Source organism: Flexithrix dorotheae DSM 6795, from assembly GCF_000379765.1.
Taxonomy (GTDB): domain Bacteria; phylum Bacteroidota; class Bacteroidia; order Cytophagales; family Flammeovirgaceae; genus Flexithrix; species Flexithrix dorotheae.
The window spans coordinates 63,735-87,975 of the sequence record NZ_KB903476.1; the positions used below are offsets into that span (position 1 = coordinate 63,735).

The 24,241-nt window shown below is 36.9% G+C and carries 20 protein-coding genes; 10 read left to right on the forward strand and 10 right to left on the reverse strand.

Annotated features, from left to right (window positions below; all coding sequences use genetic code 11):
* Positions 1–420 precede the first annotated feature (420 nt).
* On the forward strand, positions 421–918 hold the full coding sequence (locus tag A3EM_RS0130635; protein WP_020532075.1) for a hypothetical protein: 498 nt from the start codon (positions 421–423) through the stop codon (positions 916–918).
* A gap of 41 nt (positions 919–959) precedes the next feature.
* On the opposite strand, the gene A3EM_RS0130640 is transcribed toward A3EM_RS0130635, so the two are convergent.
* A complete protein-coding gene (locus A3EM_RS0130640; protein WP_020532076.1) occupies positions 960–1,976 on the reverse strand; it encodes a M28 family peptidase in 1,017 nt (338 codons plus the stop codon).
* A 360-nt stretch (positions 1,977–2,336) separates the two neighbouring features.
* Here A3EM_RS0130640 and A3EM_RS0130645 point away from each other — a divergent pair, with 360 nt between their 5' ends.
* The 3 genes from A3EM_RS0130645 (at position 2,337) to xylA (ending at position 6,369) form a co-directional block, all read left to right on the forward strand.
* Positions 2,337–3,488: a galactokinase gene (locus A3EM_RS0130645; protein WP_020532077.1), complete on the forward strand. Its 1,152-nt coding sequence runs from the start codon at positions 2,337–2,339 to the stop codon at positions 3,486–3,488.
* 68 nt (positions 3,489–3,556) lie between these two features.
* Positions 3,557–5,050, forward strand: a complete 1,494-nt coding sequence (locus A3EM_RS0130650) for a xylulokinase (RefSeq protein ID WP_020532078.1) — start codon at positions 3,557–3,559, stop codon at positions 5,048–5,050.
* 2 nt (positions 5,051–5,052) lie between these two features.
* Positions 5,053–6,369, forward strand: a complete 1,317-nt coding sequence (gene xylA, locus A3EM_RS0130655) for a xylose isomerase (protein ID WP_020532079.1) — start codon at positions 5,053–5,055, stop codon at positions 6,367–6,369.
* 66 nt (positions 6,370–6,435) lie between these two features.
* On the opposite strand, the gene A3EM_RS0130660 is transcribed toward xylA, so the two are convergent.
* The 6 genes from A3EM_RS0130660 to A3EM_RS0130690 all read right to left on the reverse strand — a co-directional run bounded on the left by A3EM_RS0130660 (position 6,436) and on the right by A3EM_RS0130690 (position 14,294).
* On the reverse strand, positions 6,436–7,458 hold the full coding sequence (locus A3EM_RS0130660) for a glycosyltransferase family 2 protein (RefSeq protein ID WP_020532080.1): 1,023 nt from the start codon (positions 7,456–7,458) through the stop codon (positions 6,436–6,438).
* A gap of 793 nt (positions 7,459–8,251) precedes the next feature.
* Positions 8,252–8,578: a YbaB/EbfC family nucleoid-associated protein gene (locus tag A3EM_RS0130665; RefSeq protein ID WP_020532081.1), complete on the reverse strand. Its 327-nt coding sequence runs from the start codon at positions 8,576–8,578 to the stop codon at positions 8,252–8,254.
* 85 nt (positions 8,579–8,663) lie between these two features.
* On the reverse strand, positions 8,664–9,887 hold the full coding sequence (gene clpX / locus A3EM_RS0130670) for an ATP-dependent Clp protease ATP-binding subunit ClpX (protein WP_020532082.1): 1,224 nt from the start codon (positions 9,885–9,887) through the stop codon (positions 8,664–8,666).
* A gap of 61 nt (positions 9,888–9,948) precedes the next feature.
* Complete coding sequence (locus A3EM_RS0130675) at positions 9,949–10,623, reverse strand: ClpP family protease (protein ID WP_020532083.1); 675 nt, start codon at positions 10,621–10,623, stop codon at positions 9,949–9,951.
* A 284-nt stretch (positions 10,624–10,907) separates the two neighbouring features.
* A complete protein-coding gene (locus A3EM_RS0130680; protein WP_020532084.1) occupies positions 10,908–12,698 on the reverse strand; it encodes a 4Fe-4S binding protein in 1,791 nt (596 codons plus the stop codon).
* A 186-nt stretch (positions 12,699–12,884) separates the two neighbouring features.
* Positions 12,885–14,294 (reverse strand): Glu/Leu/Phe/Val family dehydrogenase, encoded by a 1,410-nt coding sequence (locus tag A3EM_RS0130690; RefSeq protein WP_020532086.1) that lies wholly within the window; start codon positions 14,292–14,294, stop codon positions 12,885–12,887.
* A gap of 268 nt (positions 14,295–14,562) precedes the next feature.
* Here A3EM_RS0130690 and A3EM_RS0130695 point away from each other — a divergent pair, with 268 nt between their 5' ends.
* From A3EM_RS0130695 to A3EM_RS0130720, 6 genes are all read left to right on the forward strand, one after another.
* The gene (locus A3EM_RS0130695; protein ID WP_020532087.1) at positions 14,563–15,429 is read left to right on the forward strand and encodes a sterol desaturase family protein; all 867 of its coding nucleotides are present in this window, start codon (positions 14,563–14,565) and stop codon (positions 15,427–15,429) included.
* 62 nt (positions 15,430–15,491) lie between these two features.
* Entirely contained in the window at positions 15,492–15,944 is a 453-nt protein-coding gene (locus tag A3EM_RS0130700; protein ID WP_020532088.1) for a rhodanese-like domain-containing protein, read from the forward strand.
* Positions 15,945–16,002: 58 nt separating this feature from the next.
* Positions 16,003–17,421: an aminotransferase class I/II-fold pyridoxal phosphate-dependent enzyme gene (locus A3EM_RS0130705; protein WP_020532089.1), complete on the forward strand. Its 1,419-nt coding sequence runs from the start codon at positions 16,003–16,005 to the stop codon at positions 17,419–17,421.
* A gap of 75 nt (positions 17,422–17,496) precedes the next feature.
* Positions 17,497–19,371, forward strand: coding sequence for a sulfatase-like hydrolase/transferase (locus A3EM_RS0130710; RefSeq protein WP_020532090.1), 1,875 nt, complete (start codon positions 17,497–17,499; stop codon positions 19,369–19,371).
* A gap of 308 nt (positions 19,372–19,679) precedes the next feature.
* The gene (locus tag A3EM_RS46425) at positions 19,680–20,348 is read left to right on the forward strand and encodes a response regulator transcription factor (RefSeq protein ID WP_020532091.1); all 669 of its coding nucleotides are present in this window, start codon (positions 19,680–19,682) and stop codon (positions 20,346–20,348) included.
* 182 nt (positions 20,349–20,530) lie between these two features.
* On the forward strand, positions 20,531–20,920 hold the full coding sequence (locus A3EM_RS0130720) for a DUF2306 domain-containing protein (RefSeq protein WP_026210686.1): 390 nt from the start codon (positions 20,531–20,533) through the stop codon (positions 20,918–20,920).
* Positions 20,921–21,342: 422 nt separating this feature from the next.
* Here the strand turns inward: A3EM_RS0130720 and A3EM_RS0130730 are convergent, their stop codons facing one another.
* From A3EM_RS0130730 to A3EM_RS0130745, 3 genes are all read right to left on the reverse strand, one after another.
* Positions 21,343–22,437: a WD40/YVTN/BNR-like repeat-containing protein gene (locus tag A3EM_RS0130730; RefSeq protein ID WP_020532094.1), complete on the reverse strand. Its 1,095-nt coding sequence runs from the start codon at positions 22,435–22,437 to the stop codon at positions 21,343–21,345.
* A 46-nt stretch (positions 22,438–22,483) separates the two neighbouring features.
* Positions 22,484–22,756: a MoaD/ThiS family protein gene (locus A3EM_RS0130735; protein WP_020532095.1), complete on the reverse strand. Its 273-nt coding sequence runs from the start codon at positions 22,754–22,756 to the stop codon at positions 22,484–22,486.
* A gap of 274 nt (positions 22,757–23,030) precedes the next feature.
* Positions 23,031–23,999, reverse strand: coding sequence for a GSCFA domain-containing protein (locus A3EM_RS0130745; protein ID WP_020532097.1), 969 nt, complete (start codon positions 23,997–23,999; stop codon positions 23,031–23,033).
* Positions 24,000–24,241 lie beyond the last annotated feature (242 nt).

Sequence of the window (24,241 nt, forward strand, 5' to 3'; positions counted from 1 at the left end):
ATTAAGTACTATTAAAAAATATAATGATTCAGTTACAAATAGATATTTCCATTTTTCCGTTGGAAATCTGAATAGTTTAGTTTTTGCTAATCTGAATTTGATAATTTCCATTAGCAACGATAAAAGCAGGAGGGTAATATTTCAGAATTTAATAAAAGTAAAAAAAGATTACTTGAATATTTATATACTAAAAAAATATCATTCTTATGTTAATTATTCTATTCTACAAACAAATTTACTTCATTTTTAAATGGAGTAAACAATTATTCCTAAAAATATTCCCAAACGAAAAGAGTGAATTATCTGAATACGAAAATCATAACAAAAAGCACAACCTGTTTGTTTCACCTTTTCCTATGGTAAAAAACAAAAAAAATTATTATTATTACTTATAAATTAACAATTAAACCAAATATTAGAATGAGATTTAAACTTTTACCATCATCAATTTCTTTAATAATCATCCTCATTGGATTTACATTTTCAGCCACTGCGCAGGACCGTGATGGGAACCTAACACAAACCATGGAATGGATAAAAGCAAAAATTGAAAAATATGGCGGAAAATCCGGAGGGGAATATTCTTATAAAGTAACTTATTCGACCACCGATTGCAAGATTCATATTCATCAATACCTTGCCGGACAAAATACACCCCAATATAATTACCAGCTTAACCTCTACACATTTAAGGAAGTAAAACAAAATGGCAAGGATATAGAAATTCTTTCTGTTGGAACCACAGTGATTGGCACCTCCTATTCAAATAAAGAACAGAGTGCCTGGTCCGGGATTAGAATTTCAGATTTTAAAATAGCCGAAACCGGAGTAGTTGAAAGGTTAAATAAGGCGTTCCAGGTTGCCTCCGAAATGTCAAAAACAAGATGTGGAAATACCCAGCAATTTGCCATTGATTAGGCCGTCAAACAGAAAAAATTTAAAAAGGGAATATGGATAATTCATATTCCCTTTTCTTTTTGTCCTTCCTGATAAATGACCTGAATCATTGTCTGTCCTACTGCCTTCAGCCTGCTTTTATCAATATGATCCAAATCATCATGGTGAGTATGCCAGGTTTTAGGGAAATAATTATCATTTACCGGGTTGAACCCGATAATATCCACTGTTGGAATCTGAGCTACTGTATTGAGGTAATAATGATCGTCAAAAATTTCATACCCACTACTTTTTTTCAAAAAAACATCTTCATAACCTAATTGGGCTGCAATAGCCCAAATTTTATCCAAAACTTTTCCTGCATACTTTTCAGATATGGGCTCTTTAATAAAATGACTTTCTCCATCTCCCACCATATCCAGGAGCACACCAAAATAAGCCTGGTAATTAGCTTTATGTTTGTTTTTCGACCAATAATGCGAACCCAGACAATAGCCTTCTCCGGTTTCAGGAGATCCAAAATCCTCCGCATCAAAAAAGATAAAATCGATTCCGATTTCAGGTTTATCCTCGGCCATATGAATAGTTTTAGCCAACTCCAATAAAACAGCAACACCGCTGGCTCCATCATTAGCCCCTACAATGGGAGTCTCTTTGTTTTCTGTGTCCTGATCTGCAAATGGCCGGGTATCCCAGTGCGCAGAAAGCAGCAGCCTCTTTTTAGCTTGCGGGTTATAAACTCCAATAATATTTTTAGCCTGGAATTTTTCTCCGGTGAAAACTTCAGCTTCAAAATTTTGTATAGAAACCTCCAACCCATAGGACTTGAGGCTATCTGTAATTAAATGACTACACGCCATGTGTCCATTGGTGCCCAGAACCCGGGGCCCCAATTGTATTTGCGATTCAATAAATTTATAGGCTGAATTTTCATTGAAGACTGGAGCTTTGACCAATTGAATAGTAGTGGGAAGTTCATTTTCCTCCACAAGGGTCCCGTTATTTTTTCCACAGGAAATCAGCATGGCACAAAGCAAAATTCTAAAGAGGATTTTTTCAAAAAAATAAAAAAATGACATTTATATAATGATTTAAAAAATTGGAATACTTTAAGAAATTAAAATCAACAACCATTTACCATATATTCTAAAATTAACCAATTTAAAGAATTAAAATCTTTCCGTAATCGTTTACATAAAAATACTTTACTTTGAAATATTAATTCAATAAATTAATTTTATTCCCGAGAATAAAAAACTAACAAGATATCGACCGAAGATATCTATCACTTATAAGAATATGAAAATGAATCACAAACACCGCAAAAATACTTCTCAAACTTCATTTCTTTTTGATTTATCCAATTCAGGTTTTATCTGGGAATTTTAATTTTATCTCATGGAAATCATAGATTATTAAGTTAATCCAAAGAAATTGAAATGGTAGTTTTAAGACAAGAATTCATCAAAAGGTTCAAACATGAACCAGTTTTATTTCGGTCTCCAGGAAGAGTAAATCTTATTGGCGAACATACCGATTATAATAAAGGTTTTGTACTACCAGCTTCCATTAATTTGGAGATGTTTTTTGCCATTGCACCAAATGCCTCTGAAAAATGCCGGATATTTTCCTACGATCTTAATGAAAGCGATGAATTTTCAATAAAAGAACTAAAAGAATCAGAAAAAAGGTGGAATAATTATATCATTGGTGTGGTTGCCCAATTTATTAAAGGCCATTATAAGATTGGTGGATTCGATTGTGTTTTTGGAGGCCAGATTCCAATTGGGGCAGGACTTTCTTCTTCCGCAGCTTTGGAATGTGGAATTGCCTATGCATTAAATGATTTATTCCGGCTTAATATAGATAAACTTACTTTGGTAAAAATGGCTCAGAAAGCTGAACATGAATTCGCCAAAGTAAACTGTGGGATAATGGATCAGTTTTCCTCCATTTTAGGAAGGGAAAATAACGCCATTATGCTGGATTGCCAGAATTTAGACAATAAATACATCCCACTAAATTACACCGATGATTATGCTTTAATAATTATCAATTCGGGTGTAAGTCATTTCCACGCTATTTCTGAATACAATAAAAGAATAAAGGAATGCCAGACAGGGGTGAATTTTATCAACAAAAAAGAGAAACGAAAATTTAATTCTTTAAGAGAATTAGATCTTGACCTGATCCAAAGGTATAAAAATACCCTTGACCCGATTATTTATAAAAGATGCCAGTATGTAATTGAGGAAAACGAAAGAGTTTTGGAAGCCAGTAAAGCACTGGAAAACGGGGATATAAAAAAATTTGGAGCACTAATGTATCAATCTCATGAAGGACTAAAAAACTTATTTGATGTGAGCTGCAAAGAATTAGATTTTTTAGTTGACCAGACCAAAACAAACTCAAATGTTCTGGGTGCCCGAATGACTGGAGGTGGATTTGGCGGTTGTACTATAAATATTGTAAAAAAAGAATTTTCAGATGATTTTATAAAAGAAATCTCTGCAGAGTATAAAAGGAAATTCAGCATAAAATTGAAATATTATTTAACCCAAATAGTAAATGGAACTAATAAAATATTTTAAAAACAAGCTGTTCCTATTTAATTCTAACAAGAACTTTAACACGTAAATTATAAACTTTCTTTATCAAAATGGATTCAACAAAAATACTTCTCGGCTATGACCTGGGGAGCTCTTCGGTAAAGGCAACAGCAATAGATGCGGATACCGGGAAGGTGCTCATTTCAGCTTCCTATCCAAAGGAGGAAATGGGTATGATCTCTCATCATCAGGGCTGGGCAGAACAAGATCCCAATATTTGGTGGGAAAACATCATTGAGGCCACAAGGGAAATCTCCAGTTCCATTGATGTAGCACACATTGAAGGAATTGGAATAGCCTATCAAATGCACGGGCTGGTAGTAGTGGACAAAGCACAAAATGTTTTGCGTCCGTCTATTATCTGGTGTGACAGCCGGGCTGTTGAAATTGGCAATAAAGCCTTTAATGATTTGGGAGGAAAATTCTGCCTGGATCATTATTTAAACTCTCCTGGAAACTTTACTGCATCCAAACTCAAATGGGTAAAGGAAAATGAACCAGAACTGTACAGCAAAATTTATAAGATTATGCTGCCAGGAGATTTTGTGGCTATGAAAATGACAAGCCAGATAACTTCCACTGTTTCCGGATTATCGGAAGGGATTCTGTGGGATTTTAAAAATGGTGAGGTTGCCGATAGTTTATTAAAATACTATGGCTTGGAAAAATCCTTTATTCCGGATTTGGTGGATACTTTTTCTGTTCAGGGGGAGCTAACGGCAAAGGCCGCTGAAGAACTTGGATTAAAAGCAGGAATAAAAATCGCTTACAGAGCTGGCGATCAGCCTAATAATGCCTTTTCCCTAAATGTGCTAAATCCCGGTGAAGTAGCGGCAACAGCAGGAACCTCAGGAGTTGTTTATGGCATTACCGACAAGGCGGAATACGATCCAAAATCAAGGGTGAATACTTTTGTACATGTCAACAACACTCAGGACGCATCGAGATACGGAGTGTTGCTTTGTGTAAACGGGACCGGAATATTAAATAGTTGGTTTAAAAATAACATGACCGGAGTTACCAAAATGTCTTATGAAGAAATGAACAAGGTAATTTCAAATGCACCGGTGGGATCTGAAGGGCTAACCATTTTACCTTTTGGAAATGGCTCCGAAAGGATTTTGGAAAACAAAGATATTAAATCTCAAATCCATGGACTAAATTTTAACCGACACAACCAAACCCACATGTTCCGGGCCTTGCAGGAGGGGATTGTGTTTGCCCTCAATTACGGCTTCAATATTATGGCAGGTATGGGCTTACAACTTTCTACTGTAAAAGCAGGAAAAGCTAATATGTTTTTGAGCCCGATATTCCGAGAAGCATTTGCTAGTGTAACAGGAGCAACTGTTGAGCTTTACAACACTGATGGTTCGCAGGGTGCTGCCAGAGGTGCAGGGGTAGGCATTGGCTATTATTCAGGTTTTAGCGATGCCTTTTCCGGTCTGGAAACACTTGATGTAATTGAACCTAATGCAGAAAGCCGGGAGGCTTATTTATCCGCTTACAATAATTGGTTAGAAATTTTAAAACAATACTTATAAAAATGACAAAGTTATATTTTCCAAATATCAACAAGATTGAGTTCGAAGGGAAAGACTCCAAAAATCCACTTGCATTTAAATTTTATGATGCTGATAAAGTAGTAGCCGGAAAAACAATGAAAGATCATTTCAGGTTTGCAATGGCCTGGTGGCATACCTTATGTAATGGAGGTTCTGATCCTTTTGGTGGAGATACGCACGATTTTCCATGGGCTCCTGCCGGAGCAAGTGCAATGGATATTGCGAAGTATAAGGTAGAAGCTGGTTTTGAATTTTTGCAAAAATCAGGTATTGATTTTTACTGTTTTCATGACCGTGATCTAGCACCTGAAGGAAGTAGTGTATTAGAAAGTGAGAAAAATCTTGCTGAAATTGTTGAGTTTGCAAAGCAGTTTCAGAAAGATACAGGGAAAAAATTATTATGGGGAACAGCCAACTTATTTTCCCATACTCGATACATGAATGGCGCCTCTACCAACCCAGACTTTAGCGTATTATGCCATGGAGCCGCTCAGGTAAAAGCAGCTTTGGATGCCACTGTGGCTTTAGGCGGTGAAAACTATGTATTCTGGGGAGGAAGAGAAGGCTATATGTCATTACTTAACACTGACATGAAAAGGGAAACTGAGCACATGGGCCAGTTCTTAAGATTAGCCAGAGATTATGGTAGAAAAATAGGTTTTGAAGGTACATTCCTGATAGAGCCCAAACCAGCAGAGCCATCAAAACACCAGTATGATTTTGATGCGGCTACCGTGATCGGGTTTCTCCATCAACAAGGGCTTGCTGATGACTTTAAATTAAATATTGAAGCTAATCATGCTACCCTTGCTGGCCATACTTTTGCTCATGATATCAGAGTGGCAGCAGACCACAAAATGTTGGGCAGCATAGATGCCAACCAGGGTGATTACCAGAACGGTTGGGATACTGATTACTTCCCTCATGACATTTATGATGCAACTGAAGTAATGATGGTGTTATTGGAATCAGGTGGATTAGGAAAAGGAGGTTTCAACTTTGATGCAAAAGTGAGAAGAAACTCTACTGACCTTGAGGATATATTTATATCGCACATTGCCGGAATGGATATTTTTGCCAGAGGCTTACTGGTGGCTGATAAAATTTTGAAGGAAACCAATTTCACTCAATTGAAAAAGGACAGGTATTCCTCATTCGACAGTGGAAAAGGAGCTGCTTATGAAAAAGGAGAATTGAATCTGGAAGCATTAAGAGAAATAGCTGTTGAAGTGGGTGAGCCCAAGAAAATCAGTGGAAAACAAGAGCTTTTCGAGAGCCTTGTGAACCAGTGTATCTAAGTTTACACCAAAATAAATTCAAAAAAAGCGGAGCTTAAACAACTCCGCTTTTTTTGCTTATGTCCATTAGAACTCGAGGGCAGAAAATGTTTTTTTCTTTCTCACGAAATATTCCCAAATCAGACTTCTTTTTAAAATTTCTTTATGAGCTATACTAAACTTACCCAACTTTCTGTTTTTTCTTCTTGACTGAATCAGAATGGGAATTCTGGTGTAAAAATGAAAATGCCCTCTTAATACAGCTTTAAAATTTCCAATCTCTCCTGCCATTAAAAATTTTAATCCGGCAATTCCATCTAAAATAAGCCTCAATAATATTATTGGAATCAACCAAATGGTAGGCAGGTTTTTAAATAACATCATCAAACCATTTCGGAAATTGAAATAGGTTTTTCTCGGATTTGACTTGTGGAGCGTCCCTCCACCTACATGAAACACCCGACTTTCCGGCACATAATAATGCTTATAACCGGCATTCTTTAGCCGCCAGCAAAGGTCAATCTCTTCCATATGGGCAAAGAATTTATTATCCAGCCCACCATAATTGAAATACAATTCAGATTTTATTAAAAGACAAGCTCCTGTAGCCCAAAAAATTTCCTTTTTATCATCATACTGCCCCTCATCCTTTTCCAAATCTTCAAAAATCCTTCCCCTGTTAAAAGGATAACCGAGTATATCCATAAACCCACCGGCTCCCCCTGCATACTCAAAATTATCCCGCTCTGTAAAAGACAATAATTTTGGCTGCACACAACCTACTTTTTCATCAGATTCAGCTGTTTCTAATAAGGGAGGAAGCCAGTTTTCACCAACTTCAATATCAGAATTGAGCAACACAAAATATTCGGAATTGATTTGCCGAAGGGCAAAATTATAACCGGCACAGAAGCCCAGGTTTTCGGGAATTTTAATTAAAGCCACATCAGGATGAGCATCTCTGATGTATTCCTGAGAACCGTCAGTGGAACAGTTATCTGCCACTACAATTTCAGCTTCTTCACCGGTATTCCTTTTGAGCACAGGAATAAATTTTTTCAAATAATCAACCGTGTTGAAATTGAGAATTACAACTGCTACCTTTTTCAATACTCTTCCTATTGTGAATTAATTCCAGCCAATTTTTTTGCAAAGCTAGCACTTCCATTGCTAAAAAAAAGGTCTTTCAAATATTTCAAGACCCTTTTGAAAAAAAGTTGATTATTAGGCTAATTTAGAAATTAGACAAAATTATATGTATTTAATAATGTCATACGGCAGGAAGTACAACCGATGGAGAATGAGATGAAGTTGCTAAATGAAGTTGTCTAAAGTAAGGGATTTCCTAGCGAGGATGAATAGATTTTGGTTTAGGCGATTCAATTTTGAGGAGAATAATGGATATTATTTGGCGAAAAATTGAAGAAGCATAGGGCAAAATCTATCATTCGCAGCTGATAGTTTCTACTTTAGACAACTTCAATATTAAAAATGTACAAATACTAATAGACAAATGAATCTTATCAGGAAAAATTCTTTAAGAAATTTAACTGGTTTTTTTTTAAGGAAGTGCTAAAACCTTCCCCTACCCACAGAGTGCCGAACTACTTCCAGAAGGGGAAAATGATTTACAACTTAAAATTTTAATATGTTTAATTATAAAACTCAGCTCATTTTTCAAGGTAAAAAACAGACTCAAAGTGACTTTCCCCCTCACCGAGGGGGTTAGGCGGAGGAAATTGTATTTTCTCACTAATTACATTTTTAAAAACCCTACAAGATTAGCTCTAGAGGAAAAAAACACAATTCCCCCTTTGGAGGGGGTAGATGTAGGAAATAAAGTCTGCAAGTCCTAATATCTTAACTTCTATGAAATGTCCAATAATATACTACTGGTACCTACTTACAGATTCCCAAAATCCATCCCTGGAATATTCGGCAGAAATCCTTCGGTAGATTTTTTTAGCTCTTCTTTGGACTTAACTTCCACATCCTCCATGGCTTTATTGATAGCCGCAATCACCAAATCTTTAAGCATATCCTTATCTTCAGGTTTGAATAGATCATCATCAATATCCAGCTCAACTACCTGCTTTTTCCCATTTACAGTAGCTTTCACCATTCCCCCGCCTGACTCAGCAGAAGATTTAACATTGACAAGATTTTCCTGTGCTTCCTGTATTTTTGCCTGGACATCTTTCATTTTTCCAAGCATTTTCATCATATCCATAATTCAAAATTTTAGTTTCTATTTTCTATAAAAAAGGGGAAGAAAATATTTCTCCCCCTTCATTTACCAATTATTTCATTATTGTTTAAGCCACTTTTAATCTTTTTGCATCAGCAGATTTTTCGAAGTGCTTTTCGGCAAATTTTCTATCAATCACAAACTCCTTCAACTTAAGGTTAGAAGGCAACTCAAACATTGGTTCCAGCATTATGGCCTCACAAATAGATCGCAATCCCCTTGCACCTAAGTTAAACTCAACCGCCTTATCTACAATAAATTCCAACGCATCCTGAGAAATGGTTAAATTAATTTCTTCCATTTCAAACAACTTCTCATATTGCTTCACAATAGAGTTTTTAGGCACAGTAAGGATATTTTTTAGAGCTTCTCTATCCAAAGGATTGAGGTGGGCAATTACAGGTAATCGACCAATGAGTTCCGGAATTAACCCGAAAGACCTTAAATCCTGAGCAGAAACATACTGCAGAAGGTTTTCCTCCATATTGGCTTTATCCTCTTTACCTCCGGCAAAACCAATTGGTCTGGTGTTTAACCTGGAAGCAATTCTTTTCTGAATTCCATCAAATGCTCCCCCACAGATAAATAAAATATTCTCTGTGTTTATAGGAATCATTTTTTGTTCAGGATGCTTTCTTCCTCCTTGTGGAGGCACATTCACTACTGTTCCTTCCAAAAGCTTTAACATTGCCTGCTGAACACCTTCCCCACTTACATCTCTAGTTATGGAAGGGTTGTCAGATTTTCTGGCAATTTTATCGAGTTCATCAATATAAACAATTCCTCTTTCGGCAGCTTCCTGGTCATAATCCGCAGCCTGCAATAATCTTGTCAGGATGGTTTCCACATCCTCCCCTACATATCCAGCCTCAGTAATTACAGTGGCATCGGCAATACAGAAAGGTACTTGAAGCATTTTAGCAAGCGTTTTTGCCAAAAGCGTTTTTCCGGTACCGGTCTCTCCCACCATGATGATATTAGATTTTTCAATCGTAACTTCATCCTTGGTATCTTTCTGCATCAACCGCTTGTAATGATTATATACTGCCACAGATAAAACCTTTTTGGCTTTATCCTGACCAATAACATATTCATCCAGATATTTTTTCATCTCCACAGGTTTTACCAATTTGAATATCGGCTTCCCTGTGCTTTTGGGTTTCCTTTCTTCGTTTAGGATTCTCCAAGTTTGTTCTATACACTTATTGCAAATATGTGCATTTAAACCTGAAACCATCAATTCTACCTGGTCCTTCCTCGCACCACAAAATGAACAAACAATATCCTTCATATTAAACTACAATTAGTTAGAAAATTTACCTCCATTTAAAAAATAGAGGTCTTGTATTTTTTTATCTGTTTGTAGGCATTAAAACCTCATCAATCAGACCATATTCCTTTGCTTCTGAAGCAATCATCCAATAATCTCTGTCTGAATCCTCCCAAACTTTCTCATAAGACTGCTTGGTATGAGAAGCAATTATTTCATAAAGCTCTTTCTTAAGCTTTTGGATTTCCCTTGCGGTAATTTCAATATCAGATGCCTGACCCTGAGCTCCACCTAAAGGCTGGTGAATCATCACTCTTGAATGCGGCAAGGAGGACCTTTTTCCATCCTGACCAGCGCAAAGTAGTACTGCTCCCATAGATGCCGCCAGACCGGTACAAATAGTAGCCACATCTGGCTTAACATATTGCATGGTATCGTAAATTCCTAAACCGGCATATACAGAACCTCCCGGGCTATTGATATACATTAGAATATCTTTATTCGAATCCAATGATTCCAGAAACAACAGTTGGGCAACGATAATGTTAGAAATATAATCGTCTACTGGAGTACCAAGGAAAATAATTCTATCTGCAATTAATCTTGAAAATACGTCAATCTCTGCAAATCTTCTTTCTCTTTCTTCAATTACAGTTCTGGTCATATTTTGAGCATTACCAATGTAATTATCCACCACCATGCTATTTATTCCCTGATCTTTTATAGCAAACTTTCTGAATTCATCTTTAAATATCATTCTGTAACTTTTATTATTAGTGTAAGTATTATAATTTTCCTGCTTTTAATACAAAAAAACTGCAATATTATTATTTTCTGTCATAAAGTCATGAATCACAAATTTAAGAAAAAAGAATCCCTTAATATGTAATTCATGCTTCATTAATTTTCACAAAAAACAAGAATACAGTAAAATAGCAATATTTAATTGCAATAATCTAATTTAACGCTGCTAAAATTAAAAAACTTAAATTGCAGTTTTATTTTTTTATTGAAATAAATCTCCTGATTTTCTCTGAAAATTTAAGCTTTAGGGGAAATTCTCCCTGTAATTATTTCCGGCATTTTGGTCCGGTCCTTATCTTCCAGGTTTTCCAGATTTAAAACTCCCCTGGGGCAAACTGCGGAACAAACCCCACAACCCACACAAGATGACCTGACTATATTTTGTCCTCTTTGTGCATACCAGCGGACATCTATACCCATTTCACAATAAGTTGAGCAATTTCCACAGGAAATACATTGCCCTCCGTTTGTGGTAATTCTAAATTTGGATTTGAATCGCTGTACCAATCCCAGATATGCTGCCAGCGGGCACCCAAACCTGCACCATACCCTATTGCCCATTAAAGGATAAAAACCTGTTCCCACTACTCCGGCAAAAGCTGCTCCAATCCAAACGCCATAGGTTTCCCGAATGGTATAGGTATTGATGCCTAATAGTTGACCTGAATTGGTAAAATAAGTATACAGCACTCCCACTGTCATAAGTACTGCAAAAACCAGGACGCCATGAATGGACCATCGCTCAAACTTCCATGCTTTCAGGGATTTATCTGAAAGTTGACGGTAAGGGTCACCCAAAGTTTCTGCCAATCCACCACAGCCACACACCCAGGAACAATACCATCTTTTTCCAAAGAAATAAACAAAGACCGGAACTGCAATAACAATTAAAGCGATGCCCCAAACCAGCATAAAAATACCGATTCCCCCATTGCTAACCAGATTATTCAATTCATTATCGAAAAAGAAATCATAATCCAAAGGCCAGATATTTTTAAAATCAAAATAGGGTTGATTAAGCCTGATCAGAATTTCCGGAATGATAAAAGCAAAGGCAGTTTGGAAAAACATTACTGAAATAGTTCTGGCAATCTGGTAGGGACTATGGCGATATTTCAAAATCATACGCACACCCATTACCAATATGCAAAGCGTATAAATAAAGCCATATAGGAAAAACTGACCTGCTGGATTCCCGCTAAGTGACAAACTAATTGGATCAACCATAATGATCCAATTGGTCATGTATTGGTGGAAATAATACAAAAGGATGTAAAAAGCGATTAGATAGGTTCCTGTAAGAATGCCCAGCCAGCCTCTGTTTTTCATGGAACTGAAAAATATGCCATTATTCTTTATACCCGGATTACCTTCTCTGCCTTTTGGTAATATATACATCAATGCACCAATTATGCATAATCCATAAGTAAGAAATAAAAATAAAACAGGATAATCTTTTACTGGGCTCTCCGTGGCACTTCTGGTGAGGGAATATTTTAGATCTTTTTCTTTATACCGGTCAATTCCTTTCTGATTAATAATGCCATAACTTTTAATTTTGGAAACTACATCTTCCAATTGACTTTGAAGCTCTTCTTTGGTTGAATAAGTCAGGCCATCAAGCCACCCCCCATAATCTGATAAAGATTTTTTCTTAAAATCAAAGAATGCATCATTTGGAAATGCCTGTTCGGCCTCCGAAATACTCAATTTTATTTCCTCACCTGAATCGGATAGGGCTACGATTTTTTTTATTTCTTCCTCGGATATCCCATAATCTGCCAACACTTTTTCATTTACTTTTTCAAAAGTCTGGTCTAAATCGGAAATAAATTCAAAATTGGAAGCATAGGACTTGTCCAACATGAAGGTAATTTCTCCCAAAACCCTTTCGCTAAGGTTTTCATCGGAAATATTTTCCTGGAGAGTAGCTTTATTCAGAATATAATTTGAAAGAAAAAAAGAAGCATTGAAAATAAAAAAGCCCAGAATGAAAAGAGATAATCCAAGATATTTAATGACTTTCATGAAGTAGCGGGAAAAGTGGTTTTTAGTTCTTTGATTGAATTTATCAAAATTTTGGCTGGTTGCCCAAATTTTTCCACTCTAATACATTTTTTTAAAACTTCGAGTTCCAATCTTCCTAAAAGCAAAACAAAAACACCTGATCTTTAGGCAGATACAGGTGTTTTAAAATGGGACCTCAAGTTGATCTTATGGGAAAATTCCTTGCTCAAGATAACTTACGGAAATTTTATTGATAGCCAGAATAAAGGCGGCTGTTCTCATATCAAACAGATTATGCTTTTTAGCAGTTTCACGCATTTCCTTGTAGGCATTTACCATGGCTTCTTCCAATCCGGAATTGACCAGATCTTCTTCACTGGCTCCCTTAATTATGGCATCCCGCTGGGAATTGGAAAGTTTTTGGCCACTTGCCGATTCAATAGCATTTGCTAACCTTTCATTGTTTAGATAATCATATCTTTTCTCCAGTTTTCCAAATGACATTCTTGAAAGGTTTTTCAACCATTCGAAATATGAAACAGTTACCCCACCGGCATTCAGATAAATATCAGGGATAATCATTACGCCATTTTTCAAAAGGATTTCTTCGGCATTTTTACTCACAGGACCATTGGCGGCTTCTCCTATTATTTTTGCTTTAATTCTTGGGGCATTTTCTTCGGTAATCTGATTTTCCAATGCTGCAGGCACCAATATGTCACATTCATACTCCAGCAAATCAGTTCCCGTTTCAATTTTCTGAGAATTTTTAAAATTAAGAATTGAGCCGGTATCTCTTCTGTGTTGGGCTACTTCTTCAATATCCAAGCCTTCCGGATCATAAATACCACCATCATATTCTGCAATTCCGATAATTGTAGCGCCACCCTCCTGCAAAAATTTCGCACTGTGAAAACCCACATTTCCCAATCCCTGAACAATTACCTTTTTCCCTTCCAAACCAACAGTGAGGCCTAACTTTGTCATATCATCCTCATAGCTTACCGCCTCCCTCAATCCAAAGAAAACACCTCTACCAGTGGCTTCAGTTCTTCCATGAATGCCAAACATGGTAAGCGGTTTTCCTGTCACACAAGCACTGGCATTGATAGTATCAGAATGGAATGCTGAGTAAGTATCTGCAATCCAGGCCATTTCCTGTGCACCGGTGCCATAATCAGGAGCAGGAACATCTACAGCCGGGCCAATAAAGTCCTTCTTAATGAGTTCAAAAGCGTATCTTCTGGTGATTTTTTCTATTTCATTTTTAGAATATTCAGCTCTTCTTATTTTTATTCCCCCTTTCGCTCCACCAAATGGCACATCTAAAAGCGCACACTTAAAAGTCATTAATGCGGCAAGTGCCTTTACTTCATCCTCATTTACATGCCTGCTATATCGAATTCCTCCTTTTACAGGCGTTTTATGATGTGAATGCTGGGCCCTGTAAGCTTCTATCACCTTATATTCTCCATTATCCAGCCGGATGGGGAAATACATTTTAAAAATACTGTTGCATTGTTTAATCTGGTCAATTAATCCCTGAGGATGAGTGGTGTAGCTTGCGCTTTTATCTATGTATCCCAACACATCCTCAAAAAAACTATATTCGCTCATGGTAATTTATTAAAGTTAGTTTTTGGTGAAAAATCCGGGTTTTGAATATGTTAAAAGTGCTCCAATTTAAATGAAATAAATGGGATTTTTACCTTTAGGGAGGGAATTTTTTTGGGAATAAAATGGTATTAAAAAACTTAACAAATCACTTCAGGCAACAACTGAATTAAAACAAAACAATTTGCCTCATTGTAAAATAATAAAAATGCACCAAACATATGAACAAGTATTCATATTTTTGTTTAACAAAAACAATCACGTATAAAAAATGGAGAAATACTGGCAAATATTTGTAGGTGGTTATACTGGCTATGCCAATTATTTGTGGAACGAAATCACCTATCCCAAATGGAACAATTACTTCTACTGGTTAGTGGGTGTTTCTCTTTTTTTCTTTCTGCTGGAATTAATTAAGCCATGGCGAAAAAATCAGCCTAAGTTTAGAAAAGATTTCTGGCTGGATGCCTTTTATATGTTTTTCAACTTTTTCCTGTTTTCTCTTGTCATATATAATGCTGCGTCAGAGGTTTTTGTAAACCTTTTCAAAGATTTCCTGGCTTTGTTTGGAATCAGGAATATGGTAGCCATTCGGGTAAATCAATTACCTGTCTGGGGTCAGTTATTGCTGCTATTCGTAATCAGGGATTTTATCCAGTGGTGGGTTCACCGGCTTTTACACAGAGTGCCTCTATTTTGGAAATACCATAAAGTTCATCATTCCGTAACCCAGATGGGGTTTGCAGCGCACCTGAGGTACCATTGGATGGAAAATGTAATTTATCGGTCTATTGAATATATTCCACTGGCGATGATAGGTTTTGGGATAGATGATTTTTTTATCGTCCACATATTTGCGCTTTCTATAGGCCATTTCAACCACTCCAATTTTAAATTGAAACTTGGGCCATTAAAATATATCTTCAATAATCCGCAGATGCATATATGGCATCATGCTAAAACAATTCCAGCAAGCCATAAGTATGGCGTAAACTTCGGGATTTCACTCAGTATCTGGGATTATTTATTCAAAACTAATTATATTCCCTACGATGGCAGGGATATTCCCCTGGGATTCGAAGATATTGAACATTATCCTGAATCTTTTATTAAACAAAACCTGGAGGGTTTCCATTAACCCCAGATGATTTATACATTAATCCTTTTTATGTATTACTGAATTCTTAATTTTATACAACCATGCTAAAAGATATCAAATTATCTATCATCCACCACAATTATAAATTAACAAACAAACGAACCCCAATGATTAAGGTCTATATTTCAATGCTGTTGCTGAGCATAGGTTCATTTTCCTGTGCACAGGAACCTGTATTAGAGCGCCTAAAAGCTGCTGAATATGAGCTTAAAATACAGGAATTACCCAATGCCTACCTTATAGATGTCCGAACGCCACCTGAAGTAGCCGGGGGAACCATAGGGGATGCGGTTAATATTGATTTTCTGGGAAGTGATTTCAAGCCTGAAGTTGAAAAACTGGATAAGTCAAAACCAGTTTTGGTATATTGTGCAGTAGGAGGCAGAAGCTGGAAAGCGGCACAATTGTTAAATCAATTGGGTTTCAAGGAGGTCTATGACCTGGATGGAGGAATTAAAGGCTGGCAACAGGCGGGAAAACCACTAAATCAGTAACTTTACTATTTTTAATACCTTTTTCAAATTCAATTTTTTTGACTTTTATTAAAATTTAATGATCAATTCCAAGGAATTCCGGAAACATGCCCATCAGTTCGTGGATTGGATGGCAGATTACTACGAAAATATTGAAAGCTATCCCGTAAAATCGCAGGTAAAACCAGGAGATATTTATAATCAAATTCCCGAAAATGCCCCTCAAGATTCAGAATCAATTCCCGATATTTTTAAGGATTTTGAGGATATCATTATGCCCGGGATGACCCATTGGCAACATCCACATTTTCACGCTTATTTTAATGGAAATGCCAGTTTCCCATCAATTTTAGCGGAAATGCTCACCTCTACCCTAGGAGCTCAGTGCATGATTTGGGATACCTCACCTGCAGCAGCAGAACTGGAAGAAAAAATGATGAACTGGCTAAGGGAAATGATTGGTTTACCCAATTTTTTCCATGGGGTAATTCAGGATACGGCTTCTACAGCCACTTTGGTAGCGTTTCTGACAGCAAGGGAACAATCCACCAATTATGAAATCAATCAAAAAGGATTTTCAGGAAATGAAAATTTCAGGATATATTGCTCTAAAGAAGCCCATTCCTCTATTGATAAAGGAGTGAAAATTGCCGGATTTGGCCTGGAAAACTTGGTACATATTCCTACTGATCAAAACCTTGCCTTAAAACCCGAAGCTTTAGAGACAGCAATTAAAAATGACCTGGAAGCCGGGAGAAAGCCAACTTGTGTGGTGGCTGCAATTGGCACTACAGGTACTACCGCTATCGATCCACTGGAGGAAATTGCCCGAATTTGCCAGAAATACAAAATCTGGCTTCATGTGGATGCGGCCTACTTCGGCTCCGCTCTGGTATTGCCCGAAAACCGATGGATGATTAAGGGAATTGAAATGGCAGATAGCTTTGTGTTCAATCCTCACAAATGGATGTTTACCAATTTCGATTGTTCTGCTTATTATGTAAAAGATAAAGAAGCCTTGCTTAAAACATTTGAAATTCTGCCCGAATATTTGAAAACCAAATCAAGAGGCCAGGTGAATGATTATCGTGACTGGGGCATACAATTGGGCAGGAGATTTCGAGCACTTAAACTTTGGTTTGTGATTAGAAATTTCGGAGTGCAGGGGATTAAAGAGAAAATTAAACTTCACATTGATTTAACTCAGGAATTTGCCAGGCGGCTGGAAAAACATCCTGATTTTGAAATTTTAGTTCCGGTTCATTTAAATCTGGTGTGTTTCCGGTTTAAACCTCAACAAATCACTAATGAAAAGGAAATCAATGACATCAATGAAAAACTATTGCAACTTGCCAATGATACAGGCAATGTATTTTTAACCCACACAAAAATAGGAGGCCAATATGCCCTCAGAATGTTATTTGGGCAAACCTATGTGGAAAAAAGACATATGGAAAATGTCTGGGAATTATTGTTGAAACTCATCAAACAACTTTAGCTTTAATCATGGTTACACTGACTACACATATAAACTAACAATTATATTTATTCAATTTCACTTCTCAATTCTACTATGTTGAAACAAACTTTATCATTCATTTACCTGATTACCATTACATTTTTTGCCTGTTCTCCTTCAGAAGAAAATAAGGAAAATCTCCCTCCACCCAATATTTTGTGGATAGTGAGTGAAGACAATTCTCCACTATTGGGCTGCTATGGAGATACCTTTGCCACCACTCCGGTTTTGGATAAATTGGCCACAGAAGGGGTTCTTTATGAAAATGCCTTTGCCACTGCTCCGGTTTGCGCCCCATCCAGGTCAACCCTGATTACAGGGGTTTATCCTCCATCTATGGGTACTGAGCATATGCGAAGCTATTATCCAATTCCTTCAGCATTTAAATTTTATCCTTTCTACCTTAAAGAAGCTGGTTACTATTGTACGAATAATTCAAAAAAGGACTATAACACCGCTAAAGATCAGGAAAGTGCATGGGACGAATCCAGCAATAAGGCGACTTATAAAAACAGAAAAGAAGGACAACCTTTTTTCGCTATTTTTAATCTTGGAGTTTCCCATGAAAGTTCCGTCCATAAATCTATCCCCAATGAGGAATTAAGGCATGATCCGGCTACCGTACCCATTCCACCCTATCACCCAAGAACTCCGGAGATGGAACACGACTGGGCCCAATACTATGACAAAGTAGAAGATATGGACACTCAGGTGGGTGAAATTTTGGCAGAATTAGAAAAAGAAGGACTTGCTGAAAATACCATAGTTTTCTATTACAGCGATCACGGTGGAGTACTGGGAAGAAGCAAGCGCTTTTTATATGAATCCGGCCTGCATATCCCTTTGATCATCCGGTTTCCTGAAAAATACAAACACCTTGCTTCAGGTGCAGCCAACTCCCGTACAGATCAGATCGTAACCTTTTTAGACTTTGCTCCCACTTTGCTTAGCCTTGCCGGAATAACAATACCAGACCATATGCAGGGACAGGCATTTCTGGGAGATCAGAAAAAACCAGAAAGAAAATATTCCCACAGCTTTAGAGGAAGAATGGATGAGGTTTATGATATGGGCAGATCGGTGCGGAATAAAAAATACAGGTATACCCGAAACTACATGCCCCACAGGATTTATGGGCAATATTTAGAGTACTTGTGGAAAGCTCCATCCATGCCTTCCTGGGAGAATGCCTATAAAAATGGAGAATTAAATGAAATACAGTCTGCGTTTTGGGAAACCAAACCTGCTGAGGAATTATACGATTGTGAAGCAGACCCTCATAATGTAAATAATCTGGCAAATGACCCGGCCTTTAAGGCTGTATTGGATGAAATGAGACAGGCCAATAAAGAGTGGATTTTAAACAATAAGGATATTGGATTTTTACCAGAAGCTGAGATAATAAACAGGTCGGAAAACTCCACTCCTTATGAATTGGTTCACCAGAAAGATTTTCCCTTAGAGGAAATTGTAAATGCAGCAGAAATTGCCACAATGAAAGATCCTTCCCAACTGGATAAGATCAAAGAAATGCTTAGTCATCCGGAAAACGGGGTGAGATACTGGGGCGTTACCGGTTGTATAATTTTAGGAGATGATGCGGCTTCTGCAAAAGACCTCTTGCTGCAAACTTTAAATGATGCTTCAGAAAATGTGGCCATTGCTTCTGCAGAGGCCTTGTACAATTTAGGGGAAAAAGATAAAGCTGTTCAAAAACTGGTGGAAGCTGTAAGTTACGATAATGTAATGGCAAGGGTTCATGCCCTTAATATTCTCAAAATAATTGGAGAAGATGCCAGACCTGCTCTGCCCGCAGCAAAAAGACTATTAGCAGCTGCGGATTCAAAAGATAAAAGGTATGATTTAAGAGCTTCCAAGTTTTTAGTAGAACAACTGGAAGGGGAAAAAATATCTGGGTTTTCTGACTAAAACCTTTTTATAACCCAAAAAAGCAACAACTAATCGGGTAAGCCCTTTGAGGTTGTTGCTTTTTATTTTACCTCCTCACTCCAATAAATGCCAAACCTCATTTTGTAGTTTGTTAAATATTACTTAAATTAAGTATAGAAACCATGTTTTGGCCACCATTGCTTTTTTATAGAAAAATAGATTGGTCAAAATAAAACATCATGCATCCCCAATGGATGCCCCAATAACAATAAACCACAAAAATATTCCTCAATATCCTTTAGACTAATTATCTAACAGGATCAGCTCCTGATTAAACTATTTTAATTATGGTAGTAGAGAAGGATGTGGTAATCGCCCATGAATTAAAATTAATTTCTGAATCGTTAAAAGCTGTCATAGAAAAAAAACGAGGGGTAAACCATATAGAAATGGTAAATACCGGGAAGGAATTAATGAGAAAAATCAACACACAAAAAGACTTTTCAATTGACCTTGCTTTTGTGGATATTAATTTACCTGATCTCGGAGGGTTTCAGGCTGTTGAATTAATTAGGCAAAAATTTAAAGATGCTAAAATCATCCTGCTGTCTTTGGGGACAAATCCATATAGCCACAAAGAGCTGGAAGCTGCCGGGGTTTCAGATTTTCTTACTTTCGAAGAAGATAGGAAATTTTTATTCAGGACGATAGACCGGGTTTTAAAACCAAAAACAAATCTCCGTAACTTAGAATTTGCTGTTGCCCACAATTCCAAAAAAACAAGTCGGTCTAAACCCGCAGATTCTTCTTTTCTGACCAAAAAAGAAAAAGAAGTTCTAAGAGCACTCACCATGGAATGTGACAATCAAAAAGTAGGTAATATTCTCGGGATAAAACCCACTACAGTGATGACACATAAAAAGCATTTGATCAAAAAACTGGGCGTAAAATCTACCGCTGAATTAGTTATTTACTCATTCAAAAACCTTGTCTTGCAGGATAATTACACATTTTAGGAAAAATTCATTCCTGATCCCTTATTTCCGTTATTTCCTGACATTTACGGCATTTGGATTATCCAATTCCCTACTCTATCTTCACAAGTAGATATCTATAAATATTTGGAAATTTGAATATTTAGTCAAATAATGTATTTATTTTAAATAATTCTTCAGTTTTTTATAAACATCAAAATGGGATGAGTTATACCAACTTAATGTATTTGCATTTAATCACTGTGATCCCCTGCTTTATCATTGGTACCCTATTATTGCTCATCAAGAAAGGAACTGGTATTCACAAAAAATTTGGGTGGGTTTATAAAATTTTGATGGTCATAACTGCATTTATCACCCTTTTTATGCCTGCTCAGGTTGGACCAAGATTCCTCAATCATTTTGGATGGATTCATGGCTTTAGTTTTCTTGCCATTTACACAGTGCCAACAGCTTATATGGCCTTAAAAAAAGGAGATATCAAGTCACACAAAAGAAAAATGATTATACTTTATTTTGGGGCGATTATAATTGCAGGTGGATTTACCTTTATGCCTGGCAGATATTTATATGAAGTGTTCTTTGGTGGGTAAACCAATAGCACTACTTCAAGTACTGCAACAGGTACTTAACTCTTTTTCAGAAGCTTATAGATAAATAAATCCGGCTCCTGGTAATTTCCAACAGCCCATAAAACCTGTTTTTTATCAGCAAGGTTTTCGGTAACGACTTTGCGTAAATCGTTCTTCAGGAAGAATAATAAGGCAAGGTTGCAAAAATGCAACCCCTGCCAAGACATCTTTTTTATCACCTTAGGAATTACCGCCCCGTTTCTGACCCTTAAGTATCAGATTTCCGGTAAGAGCATGTTTAAATTTAAACTATTTCGCTGCAAACACCCATTTATGAAACCTCACTTCAAAACTGGACGGTTTCGCTTGAAAACCTAAATTTTAAACATGCTATAAGGATTTTTCAATCATAAAAAACCGCTATTTATTATTGGTTTAATAAATCAATAAAACTCAACTGAATAAATCATAGGCATGTTGTTACTCAGGCTTTTCCAGGATTCCCCATAATCATCTGAAAGATATAGGTTGCCTGTAGTAGTGCCAAAAGCCAGAGTTTCCCCTGATTTATCCAGCGCATGCCGGAAAACAATATCAAAGCAATTTTCCTGAGGTAATCCTTTACGGAAATCCTTCCAGGTTTTTCCCCCATCATCAGTTCGGCAAACACATAAGGCGCCATCAACAGCAACTCTTATCTGGTCGCTATTAGCCGGAACCACCCAGGCTACTTCAGGTTTATTTTCATCAACAGCTATGGCAAATCCAAAATTGGCAGGGCCTTCACCGGCTTTCTGGCCAACTTCCTCCCAAAGTTCTCCTCCATTTTCAGATTTAAAAATGCCGCAGTGGTTTTGTTGCCACAGGTAATCAGGATGATTTTTACTCGCGACTAATAAATGAGGGTCCTGGCCAATTTCCGAATTAGCATCCGGCAAAAAATCAGCTTTAAGGCCCTTGTTTTTAGGAATCCAGTTTGTACCTCCATCCCTGGATTCAAATACGCCTGCACAACTTATTCCTACAAAAATATGGTCACTGTCTCTCGGATCAACAATAATGGAATGAATTCCCGGAAAATCACGACCTCCGCCAAACCATTGTTCTTTCCTGGAAGGATGTTCCCAAAGCCCCCTGTTTAGTTGAAAGCTGGTACCCTGATCTTTGCTATGAAACAAACCTCCGGGTTCAGAACCCAGGAAAAGCTCCTCAGGCCGGTCTTTACCCCCATGGGCAAATGCCCAAAGGTACTTTACACTTGCCGGCACGCCATCTTTTATTTCCTCTCCCTCCGGATATTTTGGTGATTCCAATTCTTTCCAGGTTTTCCCTTCATCAGTTGATTTGTGCACCTTGCAGCCCCAATGACCATGATCTAAAAGTGCCCACCAGGTTCCGTTTCGTTCATCCACCGCTGCAATAGAAACCGGAATGCCTAAAAAATGCATTTGTGTCTGGAGGTAGTTACCCTGAGGGCCTTTTTCAAAAACGGCAAGTCCTTTCCGGGTTCCCAGCATTAATCTGTTTTTTTGTTCCATGGGAAAAGTATGATTGAGTTTGGTTAGAAAATATAAGTGCTAGTTTTCAGCCTCCTGAAAGTGCCTGCATGATATATATTTCATCTTTTTCAGTGATGGTATCAAGCAGGGTTTCTCTGTCTTTTATCATATTATTACCAATAAAAATATTGACATGTTTTCGTAGCTTTCCCTGTTCATCCACTACGTAATCTTTAAGGCCGGGAAATTTTAAATCAACTTTTTGGATTAATTCTGCAACAGTTTTTGCATCAATTTCTATCGCATTTAGATCAGGATAAAACCTTTTCAAATTTGTGGTAAATTGAATTACTGCCATCTGGAAAAATTTAAAAAAATGAGGAAAGCTACCTGGTGCGAACAGGCCAATTTTATTGAAGCACTTTTAAAATATTTTTTCCAATGAATTGAAAAACAAATATTTAAAAGGCGGAATCACAAGTTGGATATTTTTATTAAAAAATAAGAATGTGATTTAGGTCTGATTGTGATGTTAGAATAACATTTGGATTCCTTCAAATAGTTTCGTGAATCGTAAATTTTATGGCTTTTAACTGGTAAAAATTTAGATCCTGCATCCTGGACCTGTTACCTCATTTAAGTTTACCTTTCAAATCCTCCAGAAGAGTGGAGCTATCAATTCTGGAACCTAAGTTTTCTATTTTCCCGATAGCGTCTTTGATATAAGACTGGTATTCTTCACTTTGAGGATTATAGGGAACATGATCAACTGCTTCTAAAATTTCCTCCACCTGCATGATATACTGCTGGTCGTCCTTATCCACATAGGCTTTTACAAACTTGTTGAAAATATAGTCCATAGCCATTTCATTCGGATGAATTAAATCTTTCTCATAAAACCTGTAATCCCGAAGGTCATCCAACAAAAACTCGTAAGCTGGAAAGTATTTTACATGAGGAAATTCATTTTTGATCTGATGACAAGCCAGCCGCAATACTGATTTGCTAACCGCATTGAGGGTGATTGAACCTTTGGTATGCATAACCGGACTTACTATCAGAATAATGTCTCTGATATGGTTAAGGGAATGATAAATTTTTCTAAATCCTTCTATTATTTCATTTGTGGTCAGTAACTCTTTATTAAAAAGTTTGGCAGGAGCTTTATGGCAATTGGCGACTATTCGGTGAGTTTTGGCATGTTTATACACATAGGCAGAGCCAAAAGTAAGAATTAAAAAATCAGTTTTTTTGAGATATTCATGGTTTTTTTTAACTTCCCGCTTTAAGTTTTCCAATAATTCATTTCGAGAAGATGCTTTGGTTTTAAAATGAAAGTAAAAGTGGTTCCACACATCATTATTTTTGGTGATTAAACTTTCGCTTATACTTTTATTCCCTAAACTCATGTCAATCAGATTGAAAATAGAAATAGGGTTGTAAATAGTACCGAAGGGGTTGCTATTCACCCTAAATTTATATTTAAAAAAATGATTGGCAATATGATGGGAAAAGCCCGAACCCAGAGAAAGGATTTTTGAATTGTATTGAATTTTTTCAGGATTTTCCTCAATATGAAGTTCTGTTCTGAAAGTGCTCATTCTTGATCTCAAGTTTTGGTGTGTAATAGGAAAATGATTGAAAATGAAATTCGGAAGAAAATGGAATCTGCCTATTTAAAAATAAGTATACATGGCATAAATAAAAATTATTTGGTGCAATTATGCCTTAATATTTTCGCAGAAAAATGGAATCAGCTATTTGTCAAAAAATAAAAAATAGTGGAATGGAACAAAACCATCCAGTATAATTAAGGGAAAGGATTGGAAGTTGCTTATTTCGG